The organism is Bradyrhizobium sp. USDA 4474 (assembly GCF_054057515.1).
The window spans coordinates 7,109,257-7,123,366 of sequence record NZ_JBSRZJ010000002.1 but is presented as its reverse complement, the minus strand read 5'-3'; the positions used below and the strand labels follow the sequence as shown (position 1 = coordinate 7,123,366).

Annotated in this window: 20 protein-coding genes, 1 tRNA gene and 1 pseudogene; 13 read left to right on the top strand and 9 right to left on the bottom strand. The window is 63.2% G+C overall.

What is annotated here, in order from left to right; genetic code table 11:
- The first annotated feature begins 84 nt into the window (after positions 1-84).
- The 4 genes from ACVW16_RS35160 to ACVW16_RS35145 all read left to right on the top strand — a co-directional run bounded on the left by ACVW16_RS35160 (position 85) and on the right by ACVW16_RS35145 (position 2,814).
- Entirely contained in the window at positions 85-1,578 is a 1,494-nt protein-coding gene (locus ACVW16_RS35160; RefSeq protein WP_456735061.1) for a carboxylesterase/lipase family protein, read from the top strand.
- A 154-nt stretch (positions 1,579-1,732) separates the two neighbouring features.
- Positions 1,733-2,035: a hypothetical protein gene (locus ACVW16_RS35155; protein WP_456703487.1), complete on the top strand. Its 303-nt coding sequence runs from the start codon at positions 1,733-1,735 to the stop codon at positions 2,033-2,035.
- A gap of 295 nt (positions 2,036-2,330) precedes the next feature.
- Entirely contained in the window at positions 2,331-2,507 is a 177-nt protein-coding gene (locus ACVW16_RS35150; RefSeq protein WP_456703486.1) for a hypothetical protein, read from the top strand.
- A 130-nt stretch (positions 2,508-2,637) separates the two neighbouring features.
- The gene (locus tag ACVW16_RS35145) at positions 2,638-2,814 is read left to right on the top strand and encodes a hypothetical protein (protein WP_456703485.1); all 177 of its coding nucleotides are present in this window, start codon (positions 2,638-2,640) and stop codon (positions 2,812-2,814) included.
- Positions 2,815-2,975: 161 nt separating this feature from the next.
- On the opposite strand, the gene ACVW16_RS35140 is transcribed toward ACVW16_RS35145, so the two are convergent.
- The 4 genes from ACVW16_RS35140 to ACVW16_RS35125 all read right to left on the bottom strand — a co-directional run bounded on the left by ACVW16_RS35140 (position 2,976) and on the right by ACVW16_RS35125 (position 4,900).
- Positions 2,976-3,173, bottom strand: a complete 198-nt coding sequence (locus ACVW16_RS35140) for a hypothetical protein (protein ID WP_456703484.1) — start codon at positions 3,171-3,173, stop codon at positions 2,976-2,978.
- A 98-nt stretch (positions 3,174-3,271) separates the two neighbouring features.
- Entirely contained in the window at positions 3,272-3,559 is a 288-nt protein-coding gene (locus ACVW16_RS35135) for a hypothetical protein (protein WP_456735060.1), read from the bottom strand.
- A gap of 89 nt (positions 3,560-3,648) precedes the next feature.
- Positions 3,649-4,305 (bottom strand): glutathione S-transferase family protein, encoded by a 657-nt coding sequence (locus ACVW16_RS35130; protein ID WP_456735059.1) that lies wholly within the window; start codon positions 4,303-4,305, stop codon positions 3,649-3,651.
- 379 nt (positions 4,306-4,684) lie between these two features.
- The gene (locus tag ACVW16_RS35125) at positions 4,685-4,900 is read right to left on the bottom strand and encodes a hypothetical protein (protein WP_456703480.1); all 216 of its coding nucleotides are present in this window, start codon (positions 4,898-4,900) and stop codon (positions 4,685-4,687) included.
- Positions 4,901-5,291: 391 nt separating this feature from the next.
- Here ACVW16_RS35125 and ACVW16_RS35120 point away from each other — a divergent pair, with 391 nt between their 5' ends.
- The 4 genes and pseudogenes from ACVW16_RS35120 (at position 5,292) to ACVW16_RS35105 (ending at position 7,937) form a co-directional block, all read left to right on the top strand.
- Positions 5,292-5,519, top strand: a complete 228-nt coding sequence (locus ACVW16_RS35120) for a hypothetical protein (protein WP_456703479.1) — start codon at positions 5,292-5,294, stop codon at positions 5,517-5,519.
- A gap of 486 nt (positions 5,520-6,005) precedes the next feature.
- A pseudogene (locus tag ACVW16_RS35115) lies at positions 6,006-7,097 on the top strand (tannase/feruloyl esterase family alpha/beta hydrolase); the annotation flags it as partial.
- Positions 7,095-7,634 carry a tannase/feruloyl esterase family alpha/beta hydrolase gene (locus ACVW16_RS35110; RefSeq protein ID WP_456738170.1) on the top strand — a complete coding sequence of 180 codons (540 nt, stop codon included), beginning with the start codon at positions 7,095-7,097 and terminating at the stop codon, positions 7,632-7,634. The pseudogene ACVW16_RS35115 and the gene ACVW16_RS35110, both read left to right, overlap by 3 nt.
- 138 nt (positions 7,635-7,772) lie before the next feature.
- A complete protein-coding gene (locus ACVW16_RS35105; protein ID WP_177243657.1) occupies positions 7,773-7,937 on the top strand; it encodes a hypothetical protein in 165 nt (54 codons plus the stop codon).
- Positions 7,938-8,068: 131 nt separating this feature from the next.
- Here ACVW16_RS35105 and ACVW16_RS35100 read toward each other — a convergent pair whose 3' ends face one another.
- Together ACVW16_RS35100 and ACVW16_RS35095 are read right to left on the bottom strand one after the other, a co-directional pair.
- Positions 8,069-8,368: a hypothetical protein gene (locus ACVW16_RS35100; RefSeq protein ID WP_456802598.1), complete on the bottom strand. Its 300-nt coding sequence runs from the start codon at positions 8,366-8,368 to the stop codon at positions 8,069-8,071.
- Between the two features lie 349 nt (positions 8,369-8,717).
- Positions 8,718-8,876, bottom strand: a complete 159-nt coding sequence (locus ACVW16_RS35095; RefSeq protein WP_456735057.1) for a hypothetical protein — start codon at positions 8,874-8,876, stop codon at positions 8,718-8,720.
- A 560-nt stretch (positions 8,877-9,436) separates the two neighbouring features.
- Here ACVW16_RS35095 and ACVW16_RS35090 point away from each other — a divergent pair.
- Together ACVW16_RS35090 and ACVW16_RS35085 are read left to right on the top strand one after the other, a co-directional pair.
- Positions 9,437-9,889 carry a VOC family protein gene (locus ACVW16_RS35090; RefSeq protein WP_456735056.1) on the top strand — a complete coding sequence of 151 codons (453 nt, stop codon included), beginning with the start codon at positions 9,437-9,439 and terminating at the stop codon, positions 9,887-9,889.
- 351 nt (positions 9,890-10,240) lie between these two features.
- Positions 10,241-10,879 carry a glutathione S-transferase family protein gene (locus ACVW16_RS35085; protein ID WP_456703473.1) on the top strand — a complete coding sequence of 213 codons (639 nt, stop codon included), beginning with the start codon at positions 10,241-10,243 and terminating at the stop codon, positions 10,877-10,879.
- Positions 10,880-10,997: 118 nt separating this feature from the next.
- Here ACVW16_RS35085 and ACVW16_RS35080 read toward each other — a convergent pair whose 3' ends face one another.
- Genes ACVW16_RS35080 through ACVW16_RS35070 form a run of 3 tightly spaced genes read right to left on the bottom strand, consistent with a single transcriptional unit; the run spans position 10,998 to position 11,712 of the window.
- Positions 10,998-11,165, bottom strand: a complete 168-nt coding sequence (locus ACVW16_RS35080) for a hypothetical protein (RefSeq protein ID WP_092239166.1) — start codon at positions 11,163-11,165, stop codon at positions 10,998-11,000.
- 9 nt (positions 11,166-11,174) lie between these two features.
- Positions 11,175-11,489 (bottom strand): hypothetical protein, encoded by a 315-nt coding sequence (locus tag ACVW16_RS35075; protein WP_456735055.1) that lies wholly within the window; start codon positions 11,487-11,489, stop codon positions 11,175-11,177.
- On the bottom strand, positions 11,458-11,712 hold the full coding sequence (locus tag ACVW16_RS35070) for a PilZ domain-containing protein (RefSeq protein WP_456703470.1): 255 nt from the start codon (positions 11,710-11,712) through the stop codon (positions 11,458-11,460). Before ACVW16_RS35070 ends, ACVW16_RS35075 begins: the two co-directional genes overlap by 32 nt.
- Positions 11,713-11,939: 227 nt before the next feature.
- Between ACVW16_RS35070 and ACVW16_RS35065 the strand changes: the two genes are divergently transcribed.
- The 3 genes from ACVW16_RS35065 (at position 11,940) to ACVW16_RS35055 (ending at position 14,023) form a co-directional block, all read left to right on the top strand.
- Positions 11,940-12,014 (top strand) — tRNA-Glu (locus ACVW16_RS35065).
- Between the two features lie 249 nt (positions 12,015-12,263).
- Positions 12,264-12,890, top strand: coding sequence for a PilZ domain-containing protein (locus ACVW16_RS35060; RefSeq protein ID WP_456705278.1), 627 nt, complete (start codon positions 12,264-12,266; stop codon positions 12,888-12,890).
- A 125-nt stretch (positions 12,891-13,015) separates the two neighbouring features.
- Entirely contained in the window at positions 13,016-14,023 is a 1,008-nt protein-coding gene (locus ACVW16_RS35055) for an acyl-CoA desaturase (protein WP_456703469.1), read from the top strand.
- Positions 14,024-14,110: the final 87 nt, after the last annotated feature.

Here is a 14,110-nt window from a genome sequence, read left to right as displayed (position 1 = left end):
TCTCGCGGCGCCCGCACCCCAGGAGACGCGCCCGTGATTGGACCGATGACTTCCGGAACCGCCCGACTGTGCCGACAGGTTCGCATGCAAGCCGGCCTGGTGCGCGGCGAGCCACGCGACGAAGGCGGCGTGATCGCATTCAAGGGTATCCCCTATGCAGCACCTCCAGTCGGCCCGCTGCGCTGGCGTGCACCGCAGCCGCCAACGCCGTGGCATGGGGTGCGCGATGCCATGGCCTTTGGCGCGGCGTCTCTCTCCTCGCTTGAAAATGATCCGAGGCCGGAGCCGCGCAGCGAGGACTGCCTCACGCTCAACGTCTGGACCGCCGCGAGAGCGTCCGACGAGAAGCGGCCCGTGATGGTGTGGATTCACGGCGGCGGCTTCCAGTTCGGCTCCTCGGCCAATCCCGCCACCGACGGCCGCCTGCTGGCGGCGAAAGGAGTCGTCGTCGTCAGCTTCAACTATCGCCTCGGCGTCCTCGGCTTTCTCGCCCATCCCGAGCTCGATACGATATCGCCGTCCGGCAATTACGGCCTGCAGGATCAGCTCGCGGCACTGCGCTGGGTGAGGGCCAATATCGCGGCGTTCGGCGGAGACCCTGATAACGTCACCCTGTTCGGCGAATCCGCCGGCGCGATGGCCGTCGGCATTCTGATGGCTTCGCCGCTTGCACGCAGGCTGTTTCACAAGGCGATCGGCCAGAGCGGCGCCTTCTGGGATGGCCGGCACGGACCGCTGCAAAGTTTCGAGGAAGCTCGCGCCCGCGGCGTGGCCTTCGCGCGCCGGCAAGGCGACGGCTCGATCGCAGCCCTGCGTGCGATGCCGGCCGAGCAGTTGAACGCAGCTGCGCCGTGGCGCTTCCAGGACGACCATGTCGCGCAGGCGTTCTCGCCGAGCATCGACCGTTACGTGGTGCCTGACGTTCCGGCGCGCCGGTTCCTGCGTGGCGAACAGATGCAGATCCCCCTGCTTTCGGGGTGGAACGGCGCGGAGGAATTCCCCTTCATGGCGCGCTCCCTGCCTGCTCATTCGGCGCAAGCTTTTCGCACGGCGGCGGAAGAGACGTTCGGCCAGAACCGCCTGACGGATTTCCTCGAGCTCTATCCCGCCGACACCGACGCGCAGGCCAGGGCGTCTGCCGCCGCGCTCACGGGCGACATGGTCATTGGCGAGCAGTGCTGGCAGTGGCTGCGGCTGCATCGGGCGAGCACGCGCGCGCCCGTCTACGGCTATCACTTCGTCTACACCTCGCCTTACACGCCGATCGCCTCGCACGTCACCGAGATTCCCTTCGTGTTCGGCACCCTGACGCCGCAGCGGGTGATCGGCTGCACCACACCGGCTGCGGACGCCGATCGCGCGATGGCGGACACGATGATGAGTTATTGGGTGAACTTTGCGACGACTGGGAACCCCAATGCGTCAGGCCTGCCGCCCTGGCCCGCTTACGATGAGCGCGATGTCGTGCAGATCCTCGGCGTCTCGATCGCAGCCCGCGTCAATCCGCACGCTGATCGCTTCGGCTTCCTCGGCAGCTTTAGAAAGGATGGCGTGCTTCCGATGCGCTGGCGCGCGTGAGGTCGTGTGAGCCTGCGCTGCTTGCTGCCGCGGAGTTTTCCACATGACCTGTCACCTCATCATGAAACTTTCGATACGATCGATGTTGTTCAGACTCTGGTAACCCAACCCCGCCACTCTCCCCAGCAGTCTCGTTGCGTTGGAGTAACCCACAGTGCTGAATTTTGACGAGCTGCGTGAACTCGCAGCCGATGTCCGTGTGTTTGTCGATGTCGCCGAAGACAAGGCCGAAGCGCTCAGAACCGTGATCGGCGCCTATGACGTGGTGCTTGCGATCTTCCCGTCCGGAGACGGAATGGGCCTCCACGTCATCAAGGGCAAAGAGATCCTCGACAAGATCGCAAAATCGCGCTCGCACGCGATTTACAGCCACACCGCGATCGCGGTTCCCGACCTCGAGCATGCCGAAGTGCTGAAATATTTGACGGCGCCCGCCGAGCGGCGCATCGCAGCATAAGCCGAGCCTCGACCGGTGCCGCGCAGGCGGAACCGCGCTCAGCACATTTTGGTGCTGAGCCTGAGTTGAACCGGCTGGGCAGAGGCGCGTTATCGAGCGCACTGCCGGGTGGCAACCGGACACAATGGGGATGTCGGACGCGGAGCATTTTTCCGGTTTCTGCCCGCGACATCAACGCATCGGTACGCGCTGACGACTAACCTGTTCCCGGCAGATGCACCTCCTTGTGGCCTTGGCCGCGCAGGAACGCCCCATCCTCACGCACGTTGCCTCATCTCCAAACGAGGAGATTGCGATGAGCGTTCAAGGCAAGGCGAAAGAAGCTGCTGGGTACGTCAAGGAAGAGATGAACGAGCACGGCAAGTCAGCCGAGAGCCAGAGGAAGGCCCAGGAAGGTCGCGACCTCAGGAACGAAGGCCGCCTCGAAGACGACAAGCCGCCGAAGACGACGAAGCCCGGCACCGGTCACTGAGCCCTCGCTGCAGCTGATCTCGAGAACCGCTCCTGGCCTGCCGGGGGCGGTTTTTCATGCCTCGTCAATCCCCTCTGTCGATGAGGAAGGCGAGCCTGGAACGCTCGTGGCATCGCAGAGTTGGCGCTGCATGAGCAGAGACTCCCTCGCGCAGCAGGCAGACCGGGCCGAAGCCCTCGCGGCACAAACCGCAGACGAGGAGGTCAGGCACAACCTTCTCGAGGCAGCGCGGGATTATCGGCGCCGGCTCAAGTCGGAGCCGTTCGAGCCCAAGCCCGAATGGGACTTGCCGAAAGAGATTTCCTGATCCGCGCGCCTTTGGCGTTGCGGGGCTATTGCCAGGGAGCGAACATGAGAGATGACCGCACCGGAAATGAGCCGGCACCGCTGCTGCTGTTCGGCCTCGCCGTCATCCCGGTCTTTGCGGTGCTGGCGTGGTTCGCGTTGGCCTGATGATCGGCGTGCCGCCTATCGCCACATCGTGGGAGCGCTCTTCAGTGCATCCCTGCCCGCTGCCTTGATGTTTTCAGGCGTGGCCTCACGACCGGCAGCAGCAAGGATCTCTGCGGCGACGTGAGCCCGCGTGGCGGTCTGAGACGGGTCGATCTGCCCGCAGACCTCGTCCAAAATCGTGCGCAGCAAGGCTCTGGTGTCGGCATCAAACATGGGAACGCCCCCTCGACCTAAAGGCGCATCATCCTGGCTGCCCGGGGTTCCGTCATTCACATTCGTTAACGGTGGCGAGGAAATCGATGCTGCAGGCGCTAAGGTTCGCCGATCCTGCCTGGCCAAGATCCATCTTCGACGTCCTTGCCGGCGAAATGGCACCCAGCCGCAACCAGGACCAGCGCAAAGTTCAGCCCGAATAGAATTTGCAGGACCAGGCTCATGTCCGCGCCGACGTACCTGACGTCGTGCCGGTGGACGTAGCGCACCGGATGTGCGGCATCGGGCTCCTGAGGCGAGATTGTCGTCAGCGCAAGCCAGGCGACCGTCCCGCAAAGCCCTGCAGCCCATGCCATCCTTCCAAGCTTTCGCAGCCAGCGCTTCATGCCGATCTCGTCATGCCATGCAACTTGGTCGCGCCGCCTTTGCCGAGGGTTCAGGCGGCTGATCGCTGGGCCGCCCAATCGAGCCAGCCCTATAATCCCGGTGATCGCGCCGCCCAAGCCTTGGTGGCCCGGCAGTTGTCCATCGCCCGGGCGTAAGCAGGGCGCGCCGTCGTACGGGCGAGATAGTCGCGCTCGGTCGGACCGGGAACGTAGTTGCCGGTGCGTAGCCCAAGCAGGAGCGCGTAGCTCACCGAGATATCGGCGGCGGTGAACCGGTCGCCGGCCAGATAAGGATACTCGGCAAGGCGGCGGGTCACGAGCCCGAGCCGGCTCTCGAAGGTCTCGAGCGCCCAACGGGTGACACGGGCCTCTCGCTCGGCTTCGGGCGCCAGTTCGCGACCGACAAAGACAGCGTTCATCGGCCCGGCAAGCCCGGCCTCACCCAGGTGGAGAAATTGCAGATAGGACGCGAAGGCTTGATCATCAGGAGCCACGGCAAGTGAAGCTGCGCCATGCGCAGCTGAGCCATGGCGGGCGAGCAGGTACTCGAGGATCGCGATCGATTCGACCATGACCGTCTCGCCGTCCTGCAATGCGGGAATGAAGCCGGCCGGATTGATCGCGAGGAAATCGCGATCGTTCTCGACGGCGAGCAGATCGACCTGGCGTAGCCGATAAGCCAATCCCAACTCCTCGAGCAGCCAAACAACACGGAAACCACGGCCTTCGCCATAGACGGTGAGCATAGTGATGCGTTCCTGGATTTGGCTGGATGGACTTGCCCGCAGGAGAGATTCATCCGACGGGTGATGACGGTGGGACGATTGGCACCCTTGCCTCGACATCGCCCGTTGCGAAACTGGCGATCATGCCGACCAATCCTACAAACAAGACAAACAAGACAAGCAAGATCACATACCGGTATTCGTACGCGTAGTGGACGGCGAGAAGCGCTCCCGCAGCCGCGACTTGCGGTCCATCCGTGTCTCCGTGTCGGATTACGGTAATCAGGGTGATCCTGCGCTCAACTCTCGGGTGCTGTCGCCGAAGCTGAGTGCAATCTTGTCCGGTGGCCACGCTGAGCGGCCCTGCAACGTCCTTGGGGTAGGATCATCGCCGCCCATTTCACGGCTGGAGCAGCGAAAGGAGCCGCTGCCGGTCTTGATCGCGCTGGCGCTGGATTTCGCGCAACGTTTCCAGCTCCAGTTCGGCATTTGTCGTATCTTGACCTTCTCGTTTCAAGTCGACAACGAGGCGCTCCTGTTCTGCCAGCCGGCGCTCGCCTGCGACCACATCGCGCTCGACCCGAGCCAACTCGTCGTAGATTGAAGTTCGGTCCATTGGAGCGCTCCAGCGCGATGCCATTTGTGGGACCTCGGCATCCACGAGCACGCCTGCCGAGGCATCCGTTTACTTTGCCGACCGCGTTTCGGCTTGCCTCTCGCTGGGCTCCCAGGGAGCCGGGAGGATGACGCGCACGGGCCGCGCTTCGCTGGAGCTTTGAACCACGGGCTGAGCCCGGTCCTTTGTCGGTTCGGCGAATGCAACCGACATCAAAGCAATCGACATCGCGATGAGAGTTGCCGCCAGCCGTACGTCGAGCATCGAATCCTCCTGTTGTACGACGCGACAACGCAGCGCCGGCGGGATGGTTCGAGGCACCCGGGAACAAGTGGTAATTTTCGGAGTTTTGAAAACGGGCCCGCTGGCCGGGCTGATCGAGGAGGACAAAATGAAATTCAAAACGATGATCGCCGTCGCCATGTTGACTTCAGTGGCGGCTCCCGCGTTTGCGCAGTCATTCTACGTCGTGCAAGACGTGAAGACCAAGAAGTGCACGATCACGGAATCGAAGCCGACGACGTCGGAGACGACGGTGGTCAGCGGCGACACGGTCTACAAGACCCGCGCCGAAGCCGAAACCGGCATGAAGACCGTCAAGGTCTGTACGTCCAACTGAGAACGTTTCTGCCTGTACTTTTGCGTTTAGGCTTTTCCAGCGCTGTCGTTCTGTGCGGCAGCGTTTAGATGATCGGCCACATGGAATAGCCTTATGGACTAGCCTTATGGATTGGTCTTATGGATTGGTCTTGGCGCTGCGCGAGACGTCAGCCTCATGTTGGCGCTCTCACGGCGCCGGCCATCTCGCCCGCCCCCGATTTTTGATCCCCGGACGCGCGCTGCTGCTAATGCGGTTCAATGCGCCGCCAACGAATGCGGTGAAATCGCGCTCGGCCCGCTTTGCGGCCCCCGCCGGTGGCGATCTCCGTCAATTCCCATCGACACGTCCGACCTCGAATTAAGGTGGTAGTGCTGGACTGCAATGTGCGCGGCTGGACTGCACCTTCCGAATAAGACAAGATAGATTCAATGTCAGCGCATCGTCGCGGCGGCCAGCGTGAGTTACGTGCACCGTAATAAAATCAAGAAACGGCAGGGAAGAACGATGCAGCGAAAAAGCAATGTGACGCTTGATGGTGCGATGGCTTGCCTGTTTCTGGCAGCGGCCTTCATGGTCATTGCGATCTGGCCGGCAAGCGCGGCCGATTCAACCAACATACCACCTGCACTCAAATGCGCTGACTTGACCGGCTGGAAGATGCCGGGATCGACGGCACTGGTCACAAAGGCCGAGATGGTGCCGGAGGCGCCGCCGGGGACCGTGCAGCCGTCGCCGCCGGCGCCGGCCACCGTACCGGTGGCGATGCCGTCGAACTGCCGCGCCGATGGCGTGATCGATCAGCGCGTGGGCGTCGAGGGCAAGTCCTACGCGATCGGCTTTGCCATCGCCCTGCCCGATCGCTGGAACGGCCGGTTCCTGTTTCAGGGCGGCGGCGGTTTGAACGGCACGATCCGGCCGCCTCTGGGTTACCAGGCGGCCGGCGAGGTGCCGGCGCTGGCGCGCGGCTTTGCCGTTGTTACGACCGATAGCGGTCATCAGGGCGAGGTGTTCGATGCCTCGTTCCTGAAGGACCAGGAAGCCGCGCTCAACTTCGCCACTGCATCCGTCGGCAAGGTGACGCTAACAGCCAAGGCGATCGTCGCGCATTACTATGGCCAGCCCGCAAAACGCTCCTATTTCACGGGGTGCTCGACCGGGGGCCGCGAAGCCATGCTGGCGTCGGCGCGCTATCCCGAGCAATTCGACGGCATCGTCGCCGGCGCGCCTGCGATGCGCACCGGCAACTCCAATATCGGTCTCGCCTGGGCCAACGCCGCGTTCAGCCAGATCGCGCCGAAAGATGCGTCCGGCAAGCCGGAGCCCGCCAGGACTTTTTCCGCGGGCGAGCGCAAGCTGATCACGAACGCGATCCTCGAGGCCTGCGACGCCAAGGACGGCGTCAAGGATGGCCTGATCTTCGACGTCAAGGCCTGTCAATTCGATCCCGCGGTCCTCACCTGCAAGGGCGACAAGACGGACAAGACGGAGTCCTGCCTGGCGCCGCCGCAGGTCGATGCCCTCAGAAAAGCTTTTGCCGGACCGAAGAACTCACGTGGCACGCAGGTCTACCCGCCGTTCCCGTGGGACAGCGGCGTGGCAGCCGAAGGCGTTGCCATTCCGGGCATCCTGACGACCGGCGCGCGCAGTCCGGTCGGACCGCCCGTTTGGAACAACATCGACGTCGATCAACTCGAAGACCGGGTCAACACCAGCGGGTTGGATCGCCTCGCCAACACCGCCTACTGGACCAACCTGTCGAGCTACTTCGGTCATGGCGGCAAGCTGCTGTTCTACCACGGTGTGAGCGATCCCTGGTTCTCGGCTGAAGACACCGTGAATTACTACGAGCGCATGGCGGCGGATTCCGGCGGCATGGAGATGGTGCGGGAGACATCGAGCCGGGCCTTCCTGGTGCCCGGCATGGGTCACTGCTCGAGCGGCGCAACGCTCGATCATTTCGATCTCCTCAGCGCGCTCGTGAACTGGGTGGAAGACGGCAAGGCGCCCGATGCGGTGCTCGCGACAGGACCAGCCTTTCCCGGCCGCAGCCGGCCGCTCTGCGCCTATCCGCAACATGCGCAGTACAAGGGGCAAGGCGATCCGGAAAGCGCGGCGAGTTTTGAGTGCAAGTAGGCAGTTACGGTGGCGGCGCACTAAATCTATTCGCGGCCGCCACCTGGGCTCTGCGGCCTCGGCGCAGCCTCGTCCCTTGGGTCCACCGTCGCTGCAATGCGGAAGGGAACCACACAACAGTCCGCACATTGAGTCCTTATGGGTGTGGTGAAGCAAATCAAAAAGCAGGCTGTCGTGGCCGAACAGGCGGCCGCCCGAACGGCTGACGCCTTTGTGGCCGACCAGATGAAGAGCCTCGCCGAAGCCTTCCGGGCTCAAGCCGACACCATAAAAAAGCAGAAGAAGCAAAAGAAAAAGAAATGAAATCTGAAATTACGTGACAGTGCACTCAACCAGTCGAGATAAGTGCACTGTCACCCTAATTCACCTGTCACCGTAATTCCGGTCATCGCAATTTTCGTAATTCCGTAGTGGGTCACGGCCTTCCGGTACCCTCACTCCGGCTTTGCTTTGGTGCGCAACCCGAGCATGAGCAAGACAACGGCCAGGACGATGGCAGAGCCGATGAATACGAAGCCGCCGGTGATCATTGCCTCCTTCCAAGGCGCAGCTTCATGCCCCGTCGCCGTGATTGGCGAGAGCGCGGCCGTCCCAAGCACGGCAGCCGACGTCGTCACGATCCAATTGCCGTATGTTCCGATGAGCAGTGCCCAATAGGCCACTGCCTTCGTTCGTGCCGATAGCCTGACCTCGCTCCAGATGGCGCCGACCGCCAGCAAGAACGTGCCGTTCATCACGCCCTCCAAATGAGCAGCCAACGCCATCCTCACATTTGGTGAAATGCTGCTCGACCAACCCCGTCAGCAATCCGATCAGGAACAAGGCTGCGCCATGCCAGAGGAGTGTTCGCTTCTCATCCACCACAAGTTTGCCCTCCAGTAGCGGACGTTGAATCACCGCTCCAATTAAAGCCGCAGCAAACGGCACCTCAATTGATCATTCGACTCTTGGAGCTGCAATTGCGGTGACGGCGCACTAAATCCTTTTAGCGGTGGCGCTCTGCTGGCTCCAGTCCTGCTCGGGGACGGCGCGGGTTAGGGCAGCCCGCCGTCACCTCTCTCAACCAATTACGCTGACAGTGCATTAAATTCGCTTGCGATGGCTGCCGACCGCGACTTCGATTAGCCCGCGGCGGAGTATTGGGCGGCAATTGCTCGAGATCCAGACCAACAACGCCCGTGACAATTGCTGGCCCGAGGTGACCGGGCTGATCGCCGCCCGCACCACCGCGACGACGGCCATCTCTGGCAGCCTGACGCAGGAAAGTCCGGCGGCGGCGCCTACTTCGGGTTAATCCAGAAGGGAAACATACTCTGGATCAGCCATTCGCTACAAAAGGATGTCATCGGTCGATGTGAGCGTCCCATGATCGAGATCCGTTTCTACGACGACCGGCCGGTACTGGTCATATTCTCCAACGAGCCTTTCGATTTTGCTTGCTTGGGGTTCGTTGACATTTATTCGTCCACTTCCCTCAGCGCTGCGGTCCGCTGCTCACGCCGGGCGCGGCCGTCACGGCCGTCCCGAGAACAGCTTCTTCTTCCTTCGGTGGCAGAGCCGGTAGGGTAGCGGCTGCTGAAGTTGCAGTGAAGTGCGATCACAGCGCACCAGACTCATGCCCCGCGGGTCTTCTGCCGACGTGTCGGGTCGGCTTGGTTCGCACAGGCTCTGTACTTCTGAGCTTTTCCCCCTCACGCACACGTTTCCCCCGCCCCCTGCCCCTCCCCCCACTTTCCTGCTATCTCTCCCCCGCCGTTCCGGCCCAAAGCAAAACCCTCTGATCATCCAAGGGAGCAAGAAACATGCGTTATCTCCACACCATGCTGCGCGTGCGCAATCTCGATGTCGCGCTGAAGTTTTACCAGGATGCGCTGGGGCTGAAGGAGGTGCGGCGGATCGAGAACGACAAGGGGCGCTTCACGCTGGTGTTCCTGTGCGCGTCTGATGATCTCGAGACCCTGAAGAAGCAGCCGCCGACGCGCGGTGCGCCGCTGGTCGAGCTCACCTATAATTGGGACGAGGAGAAGTATGGCGAGGACCGCTTTTTCGGCCATCTCGCCTATGAGGTCGACGATATCTACGCCACCTGCGAGAAGCTGCAGAAGGCCGGCGTCACCATCAACCGGCCGCCGCGCGACGGCAACATGGCCTTCGTCCGCTCGCCTGATCTGCACTCGATCGAGCTGCTGCAGAAGGGCGAGCCGAAGGCGCCGGCCGAGCCGTGGGCGTCGATGCCGAACACCGGCCATTGGTAGGTCCAGATAGCAGGAACAAGCTCCCGCGGCCGGCGTTGCCCCTCCGACAAAACGAATTGGAGGAGGACGCGATGGGACGCGGAATTTTGCTGTGGCTGCTGGGTGTGCCGATCCCGGTGATCATTCTGTTGTGGCTGTTCTTCGGCCGTTGATATCGGCGCAAACGCATTCGCGTTTGTCGCCAGCGCAAACGCATTTTTTGCGTTTGTCGCGCATCAGGTTCGCGCTGCAATGAAAGCTCCGCTTCTCGAAGCGGAGCTTTTTGCATGAGGGGCGCGCGGCAAACAGCATCGCTGTGGCTGGCGATTTCCGCTATCACCCGCGGCACATCAACGCTGCGGGAGACGCTCGATGCCTGACACACAGCTGACGATCTGGGGCCGCGCCAATTCGGTCAACGTGCAGAAGGTGCTGTGGTGCCTCACCGAGCTCGGGCTGCGCTACCAGCGCATCGATGCCGGGATGCAATACGGCAAGACGCGTGAGGCCGACTATCTCGCGATGAATCCGAATGCGCGGATTCCGACGCTGGTCGAGGGCGACTTCTCGCTGTGGGAGTCCAACTCCATCATGCGCTATCTCTGCCTCGCGCATGGGCGCGGCAATCCGATCTATCCGGAGGCGCCGAAGCTGCGCGCCGGCGTCGACCGCTGGCTCGACTGGACGCTGTCGATGGTGCAGCCGGTCGATCGCCCGGTGTTCTGGGGCATCGTGCGCACGGCGCCGGCCGAGCGCGACATGATCAAGGTGCAGAGGGATGCCGATGCGGCCGCCGAGGTCTGGACGATCGCCGACCGGCTGCTCTCGACGCGGCCCTACATGGAAGGCGACGCGTTCACGCTCGCCGATATCGCCGTCGGCGCCTATGCGCGGCGCTGGCTCGGCGTCGAGGGGATCTCCCGGCCGGCGCAGCCGAACCTCACGCGCTGGCTTGCCGCGCTCGGCAAGCGGCCCGGATTCGCGCAGCACGTGGCCCCGCCGATGTCGTGAGCCGCCGGCGCGGGTCAAGGCCCGGTGCGCGCGCGCGGAATCGCGCTCGCGGCGCAAAACTGCCCGCGGCCGGCTTCTACTGTGCATGGGGTTGTTTTCGCGGTTTGGGTCTGCAGGCCTAGTGCCAGCCGCGCTCGACCGTCACGACGATGGCGATCAGCGCCAGCGTGACGACTGCCGTGGCGAGCTTCGCGGTCCAGGACAGCCCGCGGCCGACCCACCACAGCAGCGCGCAATACATCAGCACGGGAACGAGAAGATCGAGCCGCATCAGGTCCTGCGACATCAGGGACCCTCAGCGCCCGGTCACGGCGTCGACCCTGACGGTGCCGCCGATCTTCACGCAGGTGCCTGCGACCATGGTGAAGCCCACACCATAGGCCGCGCAGCCATTGGCCCCGGCAGAGCCTGTGCCGCTCTTCAGCGGCAGGGTTTTGGCGGACTGGGGCGGCTCGGTGGGCGGCAGGCGCACGCCCTCGGCCCCGGCTGCGGAGGTCAGTGCGAGCGAGATCAGGCACGGGATGGCGAGGCGCATGCCTGCTTGTAGCCCGCCGACGGGCCCGGCGCTATCCGCGGCGTCAGAGAAACCTGATGCCGGCCGACTTGCCACGGCGCCAGACCACCTGGCAGCTCCGCCCGGTGCGCGCATCCCGCGCAAACGCCATCCGGATCACGCCCGGCAGCCCGCTCGCATCGTCGTCCATCGTGATCTTGGCGCCCGAGGCCGAGATGTCCTGGACCAGGCAATGCCGCGCCGCAAATCCGCCCTCGAGCGTTATCCAGGCATGCTGCGACAGCAGCTTGCGGGCTGCGCGTTTCTTGGGCTGTGGCATCGGCAAAAGATCTCCCGCCCCAGCGCTAGCCCGGGGAACCCTAAAAAACGGTTGAAATCGCTGCCCGAATGAATCCCGGGCCCGGCTATCCACCGGGCCCAAAAGAGCCCGCCGGGACGGCTTGCTCACAAGCCCAAAGGCCACTATACGTTCGCCCGCTGCAAGCCGCCGGGCACGACTCGGCCGGCCGGCGGGCCTGTCGCCAAATGCTGTCAGGCCTTGCGTTTGCTCCCTTCGTCTATCGGTTAGGACGCCACCCTTTCACGGTGGAGAGAGCGGTTCGATTCCGCTAGGGAGCGCCAATCCTGGATCCCCGTCATCGACGAATGCCGGACGGCTATAGCCGGCAGGATCTCAGCTCCATCGCGCCCGCAATGGTTGTGAACGCGCGCGCCCAATCATCGCGACGGTCTGCCCCCTGCCCGGGCACACGACCGGCCGACCCGTTTACCGGAAATTTACCCCTGCTCTTGGGCGTCGGCATCATTTGCTTAGAGTTTGATCGCTACCGTGGAATTACGGAAAGAATTCGAAACACGATCTTGGGGCCCATGTCCGTCGCAGAGTTCCTCAGGCAGCGAGCAGTGGAAGTCACTGTGAGCGGCAGCTATTCGCTGCATCGCTGGTACGATTGCGAGGGCAAACTGAGAAACTTCGCCTGCCGTACCAAACGCGTCTCGCCGTTCCGCATGATCGTGGACGTGCCGGTCGTCGGCAAGATAGGAGAGCGAGTGACCTCCTATTTCCAGGATTTCGGCGAATTCCAGTGCACCATCAGCGCGACGCTGAAATCAGGTTTCCTGATGGAGCTCGAGATGACACGAGCGCGACGCGCCTGGATGTCGGAAAAGCTGACATGGCTCGAGAAAAAGCAGAAAGACGCCAGGATTCAAGAGCTGCGGGGCGAGGCTCGCTTCGTCCCGCAGGCCTCCCACACCGTCCTGACGCTGGCCGACGGCAGTTCTCATCCCTGCTTCATCATCGATGTCTCTACGGCCGGGGTCGCAATCTCCTGCGAATATGACCCGCCGGTCGGAACCCCCCTGGCCATCGGAGCCTGCGTCGGGCGGGTGATCCGGAAATTCGAACACGGCTTTGCGGTGAAATTCGCCGAGAGGCAGCACCGGGACGACCTCGTTCGCCTGGTCGTGCGCCAGGGAATACCGCAGCCGGCATAAACCCTGCGGACCGGATTTTAACTCAATTTTAACTAAATGCTGGAGGTCGAGGCGCCTGCGCGATAGGGTGTGAGCCAGTCCGTCCGCAATCCTTGCGGGCTCCCCGAAATATTGGAAGTGCTGGAATGTCCATCGCTGATGCCGGGCTCACCCCGGCAGAGATCGCCCAGAGCACCGTCAGTGCCGCCAAGCCGCAGCTCCCTCCCGGCGTCGTCACCGAAGGCCCGCTCGTCCGGGCCAAGCTGCGCGAGAGCTACCTTCTGCTTGGCATTCTCTACGTCGGTGCTGTCGCGGGGATCATCTGGGCTGTCACCCAGGGCGTCGGCAAAGTCGAGCTGTTTACGTTCGGCTGGATGTTCGCGCTGACGACATTTGGGATCGGCGCCGGCATGCACCGCCTGTTCGTACACCGCAGCTTCCGCACCGGCCCGATCATGCGCGTCTTCTTCTGCGCAATCGCTCAGATGGCGGTGCAGGGCTCGATCGCCAAATGGGTCGCCAATCACCGCCGCCACCATCTCTATGCCGACCATATCGGCGATCCCCACAGCCCGCAGTTCGACGGCTTCGGCAATCGCTACGTCAGTGCGTTCAAGGGATTCCTGCACGCGCAGGGCAGCTGGGTGTTCGACCAGGCGACCACCGACAACGAATATTACGCCAAGGACATCCTCGCCGATCCGATCGCGATGTTCTTCGTGCGCACGCGCTGGGTCTGGTACGGAATGTCTGCGGTCTTCATCCCCGGCGTGATCGGCTACGTCTTCGGCGGCGTGCACACCATGATCGGCTGTGTGCTCTTCTCCGGCCTGCTCCGCGCCTATCTGCTGATCCTCACCAGCCAGCTCACCGGCTCGGTCTGCCACGCCTACGGCTATCGCCGCTTCGAGGTCGACGACGCCTCGACCAACGAGTTCATGACCACGATCCTTACCTTCGGCGAGGGTCTGCACAACAACCATCACCGCTTCCCGCGGGACGCCTATATCTCGCACGCCTGGTGGGAGATCGATCTCAACGGTCTGATCATTCTGGGCCTGGAAAAGATCGGCCTCGTCCACGATGTCTTCCACGCTTCGCACCGCCAGCTGGAGCTGGCGTCCGAAGCGGAGGCGGCTTCGACGGCACGCTAAGGGTCGGCGCGCAGCGGCCGCGGCGCGGCCGTGCTGCCTCCTCACCGCTGCCCTATCGCGGCCCAATTGCGGGATCAGCTTCTGGAC